Origin of the sequence: Chitinophaga sp. MM2321 (genome assembly GCF_964033635.1) — a bacterium.
In the GTDB taxonomy this organism is placed as follows: Bacteria; Bacteroidota; Bacteroidia; order Chitinophagales; family Chitinophagaceae; genus Chitinophaga.
Window position 1 is genome coordinate 395439 of sequence record NZ_OZ035533.1, and the last position, 15350, is coordinate 410788.

A 15350-nucleotide genomic window follows, 5' to 3' on the forward strand; every position below is an offset into this window, starting at 1 on the left:
TCCATGGACGCTACCAAGATGCTACAAGGAAAAAAGGTCCTGCTGGGAGTTTCCGGCAGCATTGCCGCCTACAAGGCCGCTACCCTGACCCGCCTGCTGGTGAAGGAAGGAGCGATTGTAAAAGTAGTGATGACACCGGCAGCGACCGGTTTTATCACCCCGCTCACCCTCGCCACCCTCTCCAAAAATGAGGTTCCCCTGAATATCAGTGATCATAACAGCTGGAACAACCACGTCATGCTGGGCCGGTGGGCCGACGTGATGGTGATTGCACCCGCTTCTGCCAATACCATGGCTAAAATGGCCCTGGGCTTATGTGATAACCTGCTGTTGGCCGTATACCTGTCTGCCACCTGCCCGGTTTTATTTGCACCGGCCATGGATGAAGACATGTGGCATCATCCCGCTACCCGCGCTAACCTGGAAAAGCTCCGCAGCTACGGGCACCAGCAAATCCCGGTAGCTTCCGGTGAACTGGCTAGTGGCCTCGTCGGCGAAGGCCGCATGGCGGAACCTGAAGATATCATCACCCTGCTGCAACAACATTTCAGCCAGGCCGGCGGAACTAACAGACCACTGAACGGGAAAACCGCTGTGGTTACCGCTGGTCCCACCATCGAACATATTGATCCGGTACGCTTTATCAGCAACCACTCCAGTGGTAAAATGGGCATCGCCCTGGCAGAAGCCCTCGCAGATGCCGGTGCACAGGTACAGCTTGTACTCGGGCCTACCCACCTCACTACGCAACATCCCGGCATTACCATTATACCGGTAAAATCAGCCGAAGATATGTATAACAGTGTGCTGGCAATATTCCCGCAGACAGACATCGTGGTGGCCGCCGCTGCCGTGGCAGACTATCGCCCGGCTCAGGTGGCAGATAAGAAGATCAAGAAAGCGGAACAGGCACTCAGCATCTCCCTGGAAAAAACAACCGATATATTACGTACCCTCGGTAATAACAAAAAGCCGCATCAACTACTGATCGGTTTTTCCCTGGAAACAAATAATGAAAAGGAATACGCCCTGAAAAAGCTGCGCGAAAAACATCTCGACATGATTGTTATGAACTCCCTGGCAGATGCCGGCGCCGGCTTTAACTATGATACCAACAAAGTAACCCTGTTTGACAGCAAAGGAAATGAAAACAGTCTTCCGCTGAAGTCAAAACAGGCTGTTGCCAAGGATATTGTTTCTGCTATAATCGAACTGCAACATGCATAACCGTTTCCCTTACGTGGTGCTGCTGGCAGGCGCCATTATTTTATTGTGCTGCCGTCCTGCCCATGCCCAGGAGATCAGGGCCAACGTAACCGTGGTCGCCAGCCAGGTGCAGGGCGTGGATAAAAAAATATTCACGACGCTGCAGACTTCCCTCAAAGAATTTCTGAACAACCGACACTGGGCAAATGATGCCTTTACCCCGGCAGAAAGGATTGAGTGTAATTTTCTGTTGAATGTAACCGGGCAAACCGCTGAAAATACTTTTAGAGCTACGCTCACGATACAGGCCACCCGCCCGGTTTATAACAGCAGCTATGTCACCAGCCTGCTGAATACACAGGATAATAATGTCCTGTTCCGGTATGCGGAGTTCCAGCCGCTGGAATTCAGCGATAACAGGGTAGTAGGCAATGATCCGCTGGCATCCAATCTCACCGCCATCATGGCCTATTATGTGTACATTATCCTGGGCCTGGACTATGACTCTTTTGCACCACGTGGTGGCGATCCCTATTACAAAAAGGCGCTTAATATTGTAAGTAATGCACCGGATGGGAAAGATATTTCCGGCTGGAAAGCATTTGAAGGCCAGCGTAACCGCTACTGGCTGCAGGATAATTTACTGAATGTAAAATTCAATAACTTCCATGATGTAATGTACCAGTATCACCGCATGGGAATGGACGTGATGTATGACGATGTGAACAAAGGCCGCGCTACTATCATGAATTGTCTGAACCTGTTGTTCGCTATTCACCAGGATATTCCGAACTCCATGCTGTTACAGACATTTTTTTCTGCCAAGGCAGATGAATTACAGAAGATATTTTCCAAAGCAATGCCGCAGGAAAAGAGCAGGGCGGCGGAATTGCTGTCACAGATGGATGTACCCAATGCGCAGAAGTACCAGCAAATGAAGTAAAGCTTTTTGTCTTTTAGTAAAAAATAATAACGATCATCAGGAAACAACAAACGGCTACTAAAAGCTAATAGCTGCCAAAAGAGAAAAAGATGAAGAATATAACAAGGCTCCTCACAGGCTTATTATTGTTTTTATTTTCCTGTGGTGAGGGAGATAGTGTGCCACGCAACATCATCGGCAAAGAAAAGATGAGCGCGATCCTGGTGGATATGACGCTGGCAGACGCCTATAGCAACGAATTAATGGTGCAGGCCCTGCGACTTCCTGATTCATTGCGGCAGGAAAAGGTAAAGGTGTTTTACAAACAGATCCTGGATCTTCATAAAGTAAGTATAAAAGAATTTACAACCAGCTATGCTTACTATGAAAGTCATCCGGATAAATTGAGAGATGTATTCCAGGTGGTACAGGCAGATATCAGCGCAAGAAAAAATAAACTGGGCAATCCAATCGACGAAAACGCACCATTACTATTCCGTTTGAAAAGTATATTCCCATATGCAGAAAAAGTTATCGCCCTGCCGAGAACCGATACTATACGGCCTTTCGTGAAACGGGCGCTTGTAAAATAAAAACACCGAAACATGAACAAAGTATTCGCAAATGCAGCTGAAGCCATACATGATATACAAGATGGCGCGGTGATAATGCTGGGAGGATTTGGTTTATGTGGTATTCCTGAAAACAGTATCCATGCACTGGTAGATAAAGGTTCGAAAGATCTTATCTGTATTTCCAATAACGCAGGTGTGGATGACTTTGGACTGGGCCTTCTTTTAAAGACCCGGCAGATCAGGAAGATGATGTCATCGTATGTAGGAGAAAACGCCGAATTTGAACGGCAGTTACTGGCCGGAGAACTGGAAGTAGACCTGATTCCACAAGGTACTTTAGCCACCCGTATCCAGATGGCCGCAATGGGCATCCCCGCTTTTTTTACCCCCGCCGGTTATGGAACCGAAATTGCCGAAGGCAAAGAGACACGTGAATTTGATGGCAAGCAATACCTGATGGAAATGGCGCTGCACGCAGACTTCGCCATTGTGAAAGCCTGGAAAGGCGATACCATGGGAAACCTGCAATTCCGGAAGGCTACCCGCAACTTCAGTACCTCCATGGCCAAAGCAGGGCAGGTTACTATTGTTGAAGTGGAACAGCTGGTACAACCCGGTGAGCTGGACCCGGATCAGATCCATGTGGCCGGGATCTATGTGCACCGCATCTTCCAGGGAAGTAATTATGAAAAACGGATAGAACGTAAAACCGTGAAGATGTAATAGCGCACTATTACAATGCAGCAAAAGTCCACCAATTTCCATCTCTCAAAATCAGTTTTTATGTCGCTTGATAAATATGGTATCGCCAAAAGAATCGCGCAGGAATTACAGGATGGTATGTATGTAAACCTGGGCATCGGTATTCCTACCCTGGTAGCCAATTATATTCCCGCAGGTATTTCTATTATGATGCAGTCTGAAAACGGGATGTTGGGCATGGGTCCTTATCCGTTGGAAGAAGACATCGATGCTGACCTGATCAATGCCGGCAAAGAAACGGTTACTTTATTACCTGGTGGCAGCTTCTTCGACTCTGCCGAAAGTTTTGGAATGATCCGCGCCGGTAAGGTAGACCTCACCGTACTCGGTGCTATGGAAGTATCTCAGCGTGGTGATATTGCCAACTGGAAAATTCCTGGTAAGATGGTGAAAGGAATGGGCGGCGCTATGGACCTCGTAGCTTCTGCCCGGAACATCATTGTAGCCATGATGCATACCAACCCCAAAGGTGAAAGCAAACTATTACCCCAATGTACGCTGCCGCTGACCGGCGTTAACTGCGTAAAGAAAATAGTCACCGAGCTCGCAGTACTGGAAGTTACGCCGGATGGCTTTAAGCTGTTGGAGCGTGCGCCGGGTGTGAGCGTAGAAGAAATCAAATCAAAAACTGCCGGAAAACTGATCATAGCAGGAGAAATTCCTGAAATGGTTTTGTGATAAATTCTTATCGAGGTGTTTATTTTTTAAGGAAACGTACTTTTACGCTTGCGTTATAAATTAAATATTTATAATCTTGCATAATAAATCGTTAATTCCAAACAGATCCTTATAACTAAACACAACCTATGAAGAGAATTTCTACCTTCCTGTTACTGTCATGCAGTACACTGTCGTTGTATGCCCAGGATTTTGCCGGGTTCCGTACCAGTAATTATGCCGGGGTAAACAGTGTTTTTTCCAACCCGGCCAACATCGCCGACAGCCGTTACCGCTGGGATGTAAACCTGGTTTCCTTAAACGTGGGTGTATCCAACAACCAGCTGAAATATAGCCTGGGAGATGTGGGCAACGCTTTTGGTGAAGACACCCTTAAGAGCCAGCTCTTTGGTCAGAGCAAAGGGTTGACACGCGCCCTGGTAAATGTAACGGTGAATGTACCATCTTTCATGTTCAATGTAGGTAAGATGTCTTTTGCTGTTACTTCCCGTGCCCGCGTGGTAGCCAATGTTACGGACATAGATGGTAAACTTGCGGACAAAGTAATGAACGACTTCTCCGATATAGATCCTGATGCGTTTCCTTACACCCTTGCATCCAACAGCAATATGCGCATTGCATTAAATGCCTGGTCTGAGTATGGCGTGTCTGCTGCGCGTGAAGTGATCAGTGCAGGACCACACTTCCTGAAAGCGGGCGTTACCCTGAAGTACCTGGCAGGCGCTGGTAGCGGTAGTATAAATATTGACCGGCTGCACGCTACCATGGATGTAGATGAAGCACAACAGGATACTTACCTGACCAACGCTTCGGGTCGCATTGGTATGAATTTTTCCGGCATCAATATGTCCGATTTCAAAGTGGAAGATGTTACACGCACTACAGGCCGCGGTTTTGGCGCCGATCTGGGTCTGGTATATGAATATCGTCCTGACAGTGAAATCAGTGCCAACAAAGGATTAAACAAATATAAATTCCGCTTTGGCTTGTCGCTGGTAGATTTTGGCAAGATTAAATATGAAAAGGATATGTCGCGCAGTGGAAGCTATGCGATCAACATTCCTGCCAACCAGAACTTTTATATGAGCAGCCTGGAAGGTGTACAGCTGGATAATTACAATACTGAGCTGGCGAAGTATCCACAGTATTTTACAGCTGATAGCGACAACAGCAATACCGGCTATTCCATCAGTTTACCTACAACTTTGCAACTGGATGGCGACTATCATATCCATCATTCATTTTATGTAAACGTGGGTGTACAACTGGCTTTAACTTCGGGTGAAAACAAACCTTACAACACCCAATATTACAGTGGATTCAGTATTACACCACGTTATGATGGCCGTATATTTGGTTTCTTCCTGCCTGTTAGTTACAATGCATTAACTAAAATGAATGCCGGCGCCAGCGTACGTGTTGGTCCGTTGTTCTTTGGTTCGGGCAGTGTGTTGAGCGCCCTGTTCGGTTCTTCTCACCAGGTCGATGGATTCCTTGGGATCAGGTTTGGTGGCCTGCAGAAACGGAAATGATTTTGATGTTTTTTTATTTATAGATGCAGATATTTTGTTTCAATAATACATGCTGCATTGAAACAAAATATCTGCATCTATAAATAAAGAAATGACAAAATTATTGGGTAACTTACAACTTGCTAAAAAATGTCCGAGGTGCAAGTTGGTTTTCTTTGTTATAACGGTAAATATGTCCCCGCTGCTGACCCGATTTTTACTGCAGATAATCGTTCATTCCGTTATGGAGATGGATGTTTTGAAACCCTGAAAGTATACCAGGGGAATGTACTGCTGGCGGATTTACATTTTGAGCGATTACTCGCCAGTCTTAACCTCCTGCACTTTGATATCCCTGCCAGTTTTACCAAAGCTTTTTTTATCGGGCACATTATTGATCTGTGCAACAAGAATAACATGTCTGCCATGGCGCGGGTGAGGTTTGCGGTATTTCGCTCTGATGGCGGGTTGTACGACCCTATCAATAATTTACCCAACTTCGTGATCCAGTCGTGGGACCTGAGCCCCGGCGTATTGGAGCTGAATGAAAACGGCCTGGTCATGGATATTTTTCCGGATGTGAAAAAGAGTTGTGATAAATTGTCTTCCATCAAATCCAATAACTGTTTGCCTTATGTAATGGCTGCGATGTATGCAAAACAACATCAGCTGAATGAAGCTGTGCTGCTGAATCAATATGGCCGCGTAGCAGACAGTACAATCGCCAATATATTTGTGGTGCATCATAAAACAATCTATACACCACCTTTATCAGAAGGATGTGTATGTGGTGTGATGCGTAAATACCTGCTTAAAACAGTACTGAATTTTAAAGTAGAAGAAAAACCACTTGCGGTAGAAGACCTGGAAAATGCAGATGAAATCTTTTTAACCAATGCCATCTACGGTATACGCTGGGTGGGCCTCTTCCGCGATAGCAGCTATGGCAACGCCACTGCTGCTATCCTGCACGAAATACTTCACGAAGGCATGTTATAAAAATGGGTCCGGAAATATTTGAAAAGAGAGACGTTATAGAAAGTAACGGTGACCTATATACGATTTTTACTCCCTGCTGTCAAAGTAGCGGCATCCATTAATGCCTTCACGGCTGCTTCCCCTTCAGCGCCGAGGTCGAGACTAAAATCATTTACATATAAATCAATATGCTGGCGCATCACTTGTTCATCCATTTCCTGTGCGTGTGATTTTACATAATCAGACAGCTGTGGATATTCGCTATAGGCGTGTTGCAAACTTTTATGAATGAGTGTATCTACCTGGGCGCGCGTTTCGGCGGGTATATCTTTGCGGATGAAGATGCCGCCTAACGGAATAGGATTTCCGGTGGTTTGCTCCCAGTATTCGCCCATGTCCATCAGTTTTACGAGTCCTTTCAGCTGGTAGGTGAAGCGGTTTTCGTGAATGATCACGCCGGCATCTACATCGCCGTTGAGCACGGCGTTTTCTATTTCTGAAAACAGCATCACCTGTTTGTGCTGAGCTTCCGGAAAGGCAATAGAGAAGAGGAGATTGGCGGTGGTGTTTTCACCGGGGATTGCTATTCTCAGGTTTTTGATAGCTTCTTTAGGGTAATCTTTTTTAGCGATGAGCAGTGGCCCGCAACCCCGGCCAAGTGCGCTGCCGCTGTTGAGCAGGTCGTATTGCGCACTTACTTTCAGGTATACGGCGAAGCTCAGTTTGGTAATGGGTAGCTTGCCTTCCAGCGCCCATCTGTTGAGCGTTTCCACGTCTTCCAGTTGTGTGTCGAATGTAAAGCCCTGCGTGTCGATCTTGTTATTTACCATTGCGTCAAAAATGAAAGTATCATTCGGACAAGGTGAAAAGCCAATAGATAAATGCATATACTATCAAAATTTTATTTATAATCAGATAAGAGACAGTGTCTCTGCTGTTTTGATCAATTCATTGTTGAGTGCCTTAATGGCAGCCGGGATCTTCCACTTACTTTTATCTCTTACTTCCACGTAGTTGGATAAGCTGCGGAGCTGGAGGAAGGGAATATTTTCCAGCAGGCAGGCGTAGTGAAAGGCGGCGCCTTCCATGCTTTCTATGTCGGGTGCGTATTTGCTTTCCAGCCGGGCAATGGTGGACAGGCTGCCGCTGACCATATTCACGCTAACGCCTGTGGCCCTTTGTAATGCAGGCTGGTGGGGAAGTCCGGCGAAGGTGTTTACAAGACTATCGCCCGTGAAAGGTGGCTGTGAAGGTTGCCAGAGCTGAATATCAAATAAATCTTTAAACTGATCATGGTCTTCCGCTCCGAGGTCGGCGAGGTATTCTTTTTCCACCATCACTACCGTGCCCAGTTCCCATTCGTGGCGAAAACAGCCGCCAATGCCGGCCTGAATGGCCATATCCGGGCGGTGGGCCGCCAGGTACCTTCCCAGGCTGAACGCGGTGTGCATCATGCCGATACCGGCAATGAGTATTTCAATATCGCAGTTGGCCAGGCGGTATTGGTGGGCAGATACGGCTTGGCTATGTTGGTCCAGGAAGTCCATAAATGGCTGTATTTCCAGTGTGGTAGCCGCGGTAACCAATAATTTCATGGGGCAAAATTACATCAAAAATGGTTGTTCCCCGTGTAAAACAATTGACAGGAATAAGGATAAATAGGGACGAACTCATGGAATAATGGTATTTTTGCAAAAATTTTTTGTTATAATGATCTATTTAACGCGCGTAGAAAACTTCAATGCAGCGCATAAGTTATCTAATCCGGGCTGGAGCATAGAAAAGAATGAAGAAGTTTTTGGAAAATGCGCCAATGCTAACTGGCATGGTCATAACTACGAACTGCACGTTACCATAAAAGGCAATCCCGATGCTGAAACGGGTTTTGTATTCAATGCTAAAACACTGGGTGTAATTGTAAAGGATGTAGTGATCGAAAAGATAGATCACCGCAACCTGAATCTGGATGTGGATTTTATGGCAGGTAAGTTTACCTCTGCTGAAAATCTGGCTATCGCCATATGGGACCAGCTGGCCCCGCATCTGCCTGCAGAAGTGCAGTTGCATTGCATCAAGTTGTATGAAACACCACGCATATACGTAGAATACTACGGTGGTAAATAAAAAACGGTAAGGGGTAGGATGAAGGCCGTTCATCCGGCCAGTGACGGAGATCGATATGACGTTGTGCCGAAGAAAAGTGCATTAATCAGATTTGGAATTTGATAAAATCATATAAGGATGGCGTATAATAAGGTTGAAAGTTATGATGATGAGATCACGTCCGGTCTTATTACCAATTACAAAGACAGTCTGGCATTGTTGGGCGAGGATCCGGAGCGGGAAGGACTGCTGAAAACACCTGAGCGCGTAGCGAAAGCGATGCAGTACCTTACACAAGGTTATCAACAGGATGCGAAAGAGATCCTGAATGGTGCAAAGTTTACAGAAGCTTATAGCGAGATGGTGATTGTAAAAGATATTGAATTGTATTCGTTGTGTGAGCATCATATGTTACCATTCTTCGGAAAGGCGCACGTGGCCTATATTCCCAATGGCTATATCACTGGCCTGAGCAAGATAGCCCGTGTTGTGGAAGTGTTTGCCCGCCGTTTACAGGTGCAGGAACGCATGACGCACCAGGTGCTGGATGCTATCCAGGATACGCTGCAACCGTTAGGGGTGGCGGTAGTGATAGAAGCGCAGCATCTGTGTATGATGATGCGGGGCGTACAAAAACAGAACTCACTGACCACCACTTCTGCCTTCAGCGGCCAGTTTGAAGATGGCAGAACCCGGAGTGAATTCATGAAACTGATCAGTAAGTAGGGGGAACCCGTTATTATAAAAAATGGTTTAGCCAGCTGCTGGTTAAACCATTTTTGTTTTTATTTGCATTCGAAATACCAATCTTTTTTATATTAAAATTTAATTGATTGTATATTTGAATTGTTTTTTATTTGACATCAACAATACAACATAACCAACATGAAGCATGCATATGTATTTCCCGGACAAGGATCTCAGTTTCCGGGCATGGGCAAAAACCTGTATGACACCAATGCAAAAGCAAAAGAGCTGTTTGAGCAAGCCAACGAAATTTTAGGATTCCGCATTTCTGATATCATGTTTACGGGTACAGATGAGGACCTGAAGCAAACAAAAGTTACACAGCCGGCTGTTTTTCTGCATGCGGTCATTGCTTTTCTGTGTACAGAACATGCGCAACCTGAAATGGTGGCTGGTCATTCGCTGGGAGAATTTTCCGCACTGGTAGCCAATGGCGTGTTGTCATTTGAAGCAGCCCTGCGGCTGGTAGCTATCAGAGCTAATGCCATGCAGAAAGCCTGTGAGGTGCAACCATCTACTATGGCGGCTGTACTGGCGCTGGATGATGCAAAGGTGGAAGAGCTGTGTGCAAAAGTAACAGCAGATACCGGCGAGATTGTTGTTCCTGCTAATTATAACTGTCCCGGTCAACTGGTTATTTCCGGTAGCCTCAAAGGTGTAGAAATCGCCTGCGAAGTAATGAAAGCAGCAGGTGCAAAAAGAGCCCTGATATTGCCTGTGGGTGGTGCATTCCACTCTCCGCTGATGGCGCCTGCCAAAGAAGAGCTGAAAGCTGCTATTGAAGAAACTACTTTCAATACACCATTATGCCCCATTTATCAGAACGTGGTGGCAACCGCCGTTACTGATCCGGCACAGATCAAACAAAACCTGATTGATCAGCTGACCGGCGCTGTAAAATGGACGCAATCCGTTCAGGCCATGGTAGCAGACGGCGGTAAGGAATTTACCGAAGTGGGCCCTGGTAAAGTATTACAAGGACTCATCCAGAAAATCAATAAAGAAACGGTTGTAAACGGCATCAATTAATATTTAGGGATTTTTTGATTTACGAATTTAGGGATTTGAAATGCAGCGGAAGTGATCAATTAAATCTCCGCCGCATTTCAAATCCCTAAATTCGTAAATCAAAAAATCCCTAAATATTTAATTCCATTTCGTACTGCGATAAGTATTGTTTTAATCCCGCCTGTTCCAGGAAGTGTCCTATTTCCGGAAATTTTTCATCGATATTAATAATGCTCATAGGGCCGTTAAGCGCAACAGCGGCGTGTTGCAGCAGTGCGCTGCCGATGCCTTTTCTGCGGAAACGGGGATGTATGGCGATGTTCCGGATACGCCGGCTTTCTTTGTGTACGCTTATATATCCGGCTAACTGCCCGTCAATAAAGGCTTCCCAGGTGATAGTGAGTGCCTGTTCCCGCTGAATGGACATGGGTGTATTAGACCAGGCGGGTTGCATATCCATGAAAGGAGAGAGGATAGTCCAGTCAGGATTTGTATTTTTTTGTATGGAGATGCCTGCCATTGCTTTATCTATCTGCACAGTGCCTTTGTAAGCATGGAACGTGCGTGTTTTGTGGAAACCACTGTTCGTATACGCTTTGATAGCAGGCAGATTGGTGCTGATCACTTCCAGCAGGATCTTCCTGATACCTTTTTGCTGATAAACCGGGATGAATTTATCATACATCTTTTGTACGAGATGTTGTCCGCGGTAGGCCGGCATTACGCCGGTGCCACCATTGTATAATACCCGTGGCTTTTTATCATGATCTGTTCCATGCAACATAAATGCGCTGAGGGTATCGTCGTGGAAAGCGCCAACAGAGTAGGCCCGTTGCAGGTTTTCGCCTTTGATCTTTTGTTCCAGGATAGAAGGTGTCAGGTGCAGCGGTACGATATAATCACTGAAGGCTTCATTGAAAGTATGGCAGATACTTTCTGTAGATACGTGGCGAAGATCACGGAAATCGTGGAGGATGATCATAAACGTAAAGTATGTCATCAATATTAATGATGATTGATGACATACCACGACAGATTTTTATGAGCGGAAAAGTTATTGTAATTCAACACTTACATTGATCCACTCTGCATCAAATTTATCTGTATATTTTTTGTAGAATTTTATCGCGGGTTCATTCCATTCCAGTACCTGGAATACGATGCCATTGAAATGTTTTTCTTTTGCTTCCGCGATCAGCTGGTCAAACAGCAGTTTGCCCACACCCTTACCACGCCAGCTTTCTGTGACGATAATATCTTCCAGGTACATCCGGCTTCCTTTCCAGGTAGAGTAGCGGATGTAGTACAAGGCAAATCCAACAATCATCTCCTTATTATCAGTAACAACAAATGCTTTCCATACCGGGTTGGAACCAAAACCGGCATCTTCAAAATGTGCGAGACTCACCGTTACTTCCTGCGGTGCTTTTTCAAATTCAGCGAGTTCCCGGATAAGTTCCAGCAACCGCGGACAATCTTCTTTTCGTGCAACCCTTAACGTTATATCCTGCATGTTTTTGTATTTTAAATCTGGTCAACCGGCCTGACATTTCAACAAAGCCGGTCTTTTACCCGCTTTCCGGGCAAGTAGTAAAATAATTAAAATTGTGCTTACCCCCGCAAAGATCGCAAGGTAAATTGAAAAACAATATTGTAATTTGTTACTGATTGCAGGAGAATCTCACTAATCTTTTTTGTACATGAAAGAAATACTGGTGCGGTATGCATCCTATAACCACTGGGCCAACCAGCAACTGGTAGCGATGCTGTTGAAGCTGAATGAGGAGCAAACGGATCGTGACCTGGGCGGGAGTTTTTCCACACTCCGGAATACCGTCCTTCATTTATGGACTGTGGAAAGTATCTGGTACCAGCGGTTGCTGTTAATAGAGCGGCCCATAGATCCTGCCACCGGTTTTACAGGGGCCTTTGCAGCTGCATGCGAGGCATGGCTACAGCAGTCTTTACAATTCCGGGAATGGGCGCAGAGCGCCACCCTGGCGAGGTTGGACCATACAATTGCCTACACGCGCCAAAAAAGTGAACACTATAAAATAGAGGTGTCGGTATTGTTGATGCATGTTTTCAATCACAGTACTTTTCACCGCGGACAACTGGTGCATATGCTGCGGCAGCTGGGGGTCAATAAATTCCCGGCTACGGACTACCGGCATTATAAACCCAGAAAATAGGCTGTTTTATATTATTTTTACCGTAGATCCTGCTAAAGTTCCATTATGAATGCTGCTTCTTTTTATGCAAAAGCCCCCAGGCACCTGGTGGCAGTAGATTGTATCATCTTTGGTTTCGATGAAGGCCGGTTAAAGTTACTGGTGATGAAGCGAAAAGTCGCTCCCATGGCTGGCGAATGGTCGCTGGTAGGAGGTTTTGTGCAAGAGGAGGAAAGCACGGATGAAGCAGCGGGAAGGGTATTAACCCACACCACCGGCCTGGAAAATATCTACATGGATCAGTTGCACTGTTATGGCGAAGTAGCCCGTGATTCGGGCGCCAGGGTTATTTCTGTTGCCTACTACGCCCTGATACGTATCCGGGATCATGACCGCCCGCTGGCCCAGGAACACGGTGCGCACTGGCTGGAGCTGCATGAAATTCCTGCCCTGATCTTTGATCATAACCGCATGATAGAAGACGCTCTGGTAGAACTCCGCAATAATGCCAAGTTCCATCCTATTGGTTTTGAATTATTGCCGGAGAAATTCACGCTGTCACAACTCCGTAGCCTATACGAAGAAATATATCAGAAAACGCTTGACAAGCGTAACTTCCGGAAAAAGATCCTTTCACTGGATGTAATGGAGAAACTGGAAGAAAAAGACAAAACTTCTTCCAAGAAAGGGGCACACCTGTATCGTTTTGATTCAGAGAAATACGCCACCCTGATGAGAAAAGGACTTGTGTTTGAGATATAGTCCGGAAAGGGAAAGAATTTTCGATTTTTTGATTTAGAGATTTTATTTCAGCGCAAAATCTGTTACTGAAACAAAATCTCTAAATCAAAAAATCAAGAAATCCCTAAATTTTATTTACCCACTTTATCCCCGTCATATGCCCACTTGATGTAGTTGGCACCCCAGGTGAAGCCACCGCCAAAGGCTGCCATGATCAGGTTGTCGCCTTTTTTGAGTTGCTTTTCATAATCCCACAGGCATAAAGGAATAGTACCGGCAGTGGTGTTACCATAGCGGTGGATATTCATCATTACCTTTTCATCGGGGAGGTTAATGTATTGGGAAGTGGCGCTGATAATGCGTTTGTTGGCCTGATGCGGAACGAGCCAGGCAATATCTTCGGAGCGGAGGTTATTGCGTTGTAGCACACCGTTTGCGGCTTCGGTCATGTTGGCAACGGCATATTTAAATACCATTTTACCTTCCTGGTGTACATAGTGTTCCCGGTTATTAACCGTTTCCAGGTTGGCTGGTTTTACGGAGCCACCAGCTTTCATGTGCAGGTATTCGCGGCCGTGGCCATCACTTTTCAGGATGCTGTCGATAAGACCGTAACCTTCTGTATTTGGTTCCAGCAATACACCGCCGGCGCCGTCGCCAAAGATGATGCAGGTAGTTCTGTCTGTATAGTCAATAATGGAGCTCATTTTATCGGCACCTATTACCATTACTTTTTGGTAACGGCCACTTTCAATGAAACGGGCGCCTGTTTCCAGTGCGAAGAGGAAGCCGGAGCAGGCAGCACTGATATCGAAGCCAAAAGCGTTTTTAGCGCCGATCTTATCCGTTACAACGTTGGCTGTAGCTGGAAATGTCATGTCCGGGGTAACAGTAGCTACAATCAGCAGGTCAATTTCTTCCGGGGAAATGCCTCTTTTTTTGCAGATTTCGAGGGCTACCGGAACACACAGATCGGAGGTACCTTTCCCTTCTCCCTTCAGAATTCTTCTCTCAGAAATCCCGGTACGGGTCAATATCCAGTCATCTGTTGTTTCTACTAATTTTTCTAGTTCCTGGTTAGTTAACACGTAATCGGGAACATACCCACCCACCGCAGTAATGGCGGCCGTTATTTTATTCATATGAACTAATATGTGTTTAAAACGAGGCGTAAAAATACGATATAAACGAATATTTCCTAAAAAACTCCCATATGATCCACTTAAAGAATTGCCAATCCGCTAAAAGTTAGCATCTTTGCGACTGTTAAATGAAATACATTTTTAATCATTTTTCGTAAGTTTAAGTAATTTACCGAACCTTTTACCTTCTATGATCGCTTATTTGAATGGAAAATTAACTTACAAATCCCCGGCTCTTGTTCACATAGACGTGCATGGAATAGGATATGAAGTACAGATTAGTCTGAATACCTATTCCCGTATCCAGGATCTGGAAAGCTGTAAATTGTTAACCTTCCTTCAGATTAAGGAAGACGCGCATACTTTGTATGGTTTTTTTGAAGATGCAGAAAGAAGTTTGTTTCTCCTGTTATTAGGGGTATCAGGTGTAGGCGCCAGCACAGCGCGTATGATGTTGTCTTCTCTGCAACCGGAAGATATTCAACGGGCTATCATGATGGAAAATGAGAAGATGTTGGAAAGTGTGAAAGGGATCGGGGCTAAAACAGCCAAACGTATCATACTGGAACTGAAAGATAAACTGGGAAAGCATAAGGATACCGGTACACATTTATCTGTAGCATCAAACAATACAATTCATGAAGATGCGTTAAATGCACTGGTAACACTTGGAATAGCCAGGAATATGGCGGATTCGGCGATCCGGAGAGTTATGAAAAACGAACCATTATTACAAAACTTGGAAGAGCTGATAAAGAAGGCCTTGAAAAGTTTATAATTTATAAATGTCCTCTATAAAACCTATT

The 15350-nt window shown here is 45.4% G+C and carries 18 protein-coding genes; 13 read left to right on the forward strand and 5 right to left on the reverse strand.

Annotation, left to right across the window (positions count from 1 at the left end; genetic code table 11):
* Positions 1–18: 18 nt before the first annotated feature.
* The 7 genes from coaBC (at position 19) to ABQ275_RS01550 (ending at position 6653) form a co-directional block, all read left to right on the forward strand.
* Positions 19–1227, forward strand: a complete 1209-nt coding sequence (coaBC, locus tag ABQ275_RS01520) for a bifunctional phosphopantothenoylcysteine decarboxylase/phosphopantothenate--cysteine ligase CoaBC (protein WP_349316498.1) — start codon at positions 19–21, stop codon at positions 1225–1227.
* Positions 1220–2149, forward strand: coding sequence for a DUF4835 family protein (locus ABQ275_RS01525; protein ID WP_349316499.1), 930 nt, complete (start codon positions 1220–1222; stop codon positions 2147–2149). Before coaBC ends, ABQ275_RS01525 begins: the two co-directional genes overlap by 8 nt.
* A gap of 89 nt (positions 2150–2238) precedes the next feature.
* Entirely contained in the window at positions 2239–2721 is a 483-nt protein-coding gene (locus tag ABQ275_RS01530) for a DUF4296 domain-containing protein (RefSeq protein ID WP_349316500.1), read from the forward strand.
* Positions 2722–2733: 12 nt separating this feature from the next.
* Positions 2734–3426 (forward strand): CoA transferase subunit A, encoded by a 693-nt coding sequence (locus tag ABQ275_RS01535; RefSeq protein ID WP_349316501.1) that lies wholly within the window; start codon positions 2734–2736, stop codon positions 3424–3426.
* 60 nt (positions 3427–3486) lie between these two features.
* Positions 3487–4143 (forward strand): CoA transferase subunit B, encoded by a 657-nt coding sequence (locus ABQ275_RS01540; RefSeq protein ID WP_349316502.1) that lies wholly within the window; start codon positions 3487–3489, stop codon positions 4141–4143.
* A 128-nt stretch (positions 4144–4271) separates the two neighbouring features.
* Positions 4272–5675, forward strand: a complete 1404-nt coding sequence (locus tag ABQ275_RS01545; RefSeq protein ID WP_349316503.1) for a DUF5723 family protein — start codon at positions 4272–4274, stop codon at positions 5673–5675.
* A 129-nt stretch (positions 5676–5804) separates the two neighbouring features.
* The gene (locus ABQ275_RS01550; protein WP_349316504.1) at positions 5805–6653 is read left to right on the forward strand and encodes an aminotransferase class IV; all 849 of its coding nucleotides are present in this window, start codon (positions 5805–5807) and stop codon (positions 6651–6653) included.
* 53 nt (positions 6654–6706) lie between these two features.
* Here ABQ275_RS01550 and ABQ275_RS01555 read toward each other — a convergent pair whose 3' ends face one another.
* Together ABQ275_RS01555 and mqnB are read right to left on the reverse strand one after the other, a co-directional pair.
* Positions 6707–7519: a 1,4-dihydroxy-6-naphthoate synthase gene (locus tag ABQ275_RS01555; RefSeq protein ID WP_349316505.1), complete on the reverse strand. Its 813-nt coding sequence runs from the start codon at positions 7517–7519 to the stop codon at positions 6707–6709.
* Between the two features lie 24 nt (positions 7520–7543).
* Complete coding sequence (mqnB, locus tag ABQ275_RS01560) at positions 7544–8227, reverse strand: futalosine hydrolase (protein WP_349316506.1); 684 nt, start codon at positions 8225–8227, stop codon at positions 7544–7546.
* A gap of 115 nt (positions 8228–8342) precedes the next feature.
* On the opposite strand from mqnB, the gene ABQ275_RS01565 reads away from it, so the two are divergent.
* The 3 genes from ABQ275_RS01565 to fabD all read left to right on the forward strand — a co-directional run bounded on the left by ABQ275_RS01565 (position 8343) and on the right by fabD (position 10511).
* The gene (locus tag ABQ275_RS01565) at positions 8343–8756 is read left to right on the forward strand and encodes a 6-carboxytetrahydropterin synthase (RefSeq protein ID WP_349316507.1); all 414 of its coding nucleotides are present in this window, start codon (positions 8343–8345) and stop codon (positions 8754–8756) included.
* A 117-nt stretch (positions 8757–8873) separates the two neighbouring features.
* Entirely contained in the window at positions 8874–9461 is a 588-nt protein-coding gene (gene folE / locus ABQ275_RS01570) for a GTP cyclohydrolase I FolE (RefSeq protein ID WP_349316508.1), read from the forward strand.
* A gap of 159 nt (positions 9462–9620) precedes the next feature.
* Positions 9621–10511 carry an ACP S-malonyltransferase gene (fabD, locus tag ABQ275_RS01575; protein ID WP_349316509.1) on the forward strand — a complete coding sequence of 297 codons (891 nt, stop codon included), beginning with the start codon at positions 9621–9623 and terminating at the stop codon, positions 10509–10511.
* A 109-nt stretch (positions 10512–10620) separates the two neighbouring features.
* Here fabD and ABQ275_RS01580 read toward each other — a convergent pair whose 3' ends face one another.
* On the reverse strand, positions 10621–11490 hold the full coding sequence (locus ABQ275_RS01580; RefSeq protein ID WP_349316510.1) for a GNAT family N-acetyltransferase: 870 nt from the start codon (positions 11488–11490) through the stop codon (positions 10621–10623).
* A gap of 54 nt (positions 11491–11544) precedes the next feature.
* Positions 11545–12003, reverse strand: a complete 459-nt coding sequence (locus ABQ275_RS01585) for a GNAT family N-acetyltransferase (RefSeq protein ID WP_349316511.1) — start codon at positions 12001–12003, stop codon at positions 11545–11547.
* Positions 12004–12190: 187 nt separating this feature from the next.
* On the opposite strand from ABQ275_RS01585, the gene ABQ275_RS01590 reads away from it, so the two are divergent.
* Both ABQ275_RS01590 and ABQ275_RS01595 read left to right on the forward strand, forming a co-directional pair.
* On the forward strand, positions 12191–12682 hold the full coding sequence (locus ABQ275_RS01590; protein ID WP_349316512.1) for a DinB family protein: 492 nt from the start codon (positions 12191–12193) through the stop codon (positions 12680–12682).
* Between the two features lie 45 nt (positions 12683–12727).
* Positions 12728–13423 carry an NrtR DNA-binding winged helix domain-containing protein gene (locus ABQ275_RS01595; protein ID WP_349316513.1) on the forward strand — a complete coding sequence of 232 codons (696 nt, stop codon included), beginning with the start codon at positions 12728–12730 and terminating at the stop codon, positions 13421–13423.
* Positions 13424–13533: 110 nt separating this feature from the next.
* Here the strand turns inward: ABQ275_RS01595 and ABQ275_RS01600 are convergent, their stop codons facing one another.
* Positions 13534–14544, reverse strand: coding sequence for a beta-ketoacyl-ACP synthase III (locus ABQ275_RS01600; RefSeq protein WP_349316514.1), 1011 nt, complete (start codon positions 14542–14544; stop codon positions 13534–13536).
* Positions 14545–14734: 190 nt separating this feature from the next.
* Between ABQ275_RS01600 and ruvA the strand changes: the two genes are divergently transcribed.
* Positions 14735–15322 (forward strand): Holliday junction branch migration protein RuvA, encoded by a 588-nt coding sequence (ruvA, locus tag ABQ275_RS01605; protein ID WP_349316515.1) that lies wholly within the window; start codon positions 14735–14737, stop codon positions 15320–15322.
* The last annotated feature ends 28 nt before the right edge of the window (positions 15323–15350 follow it).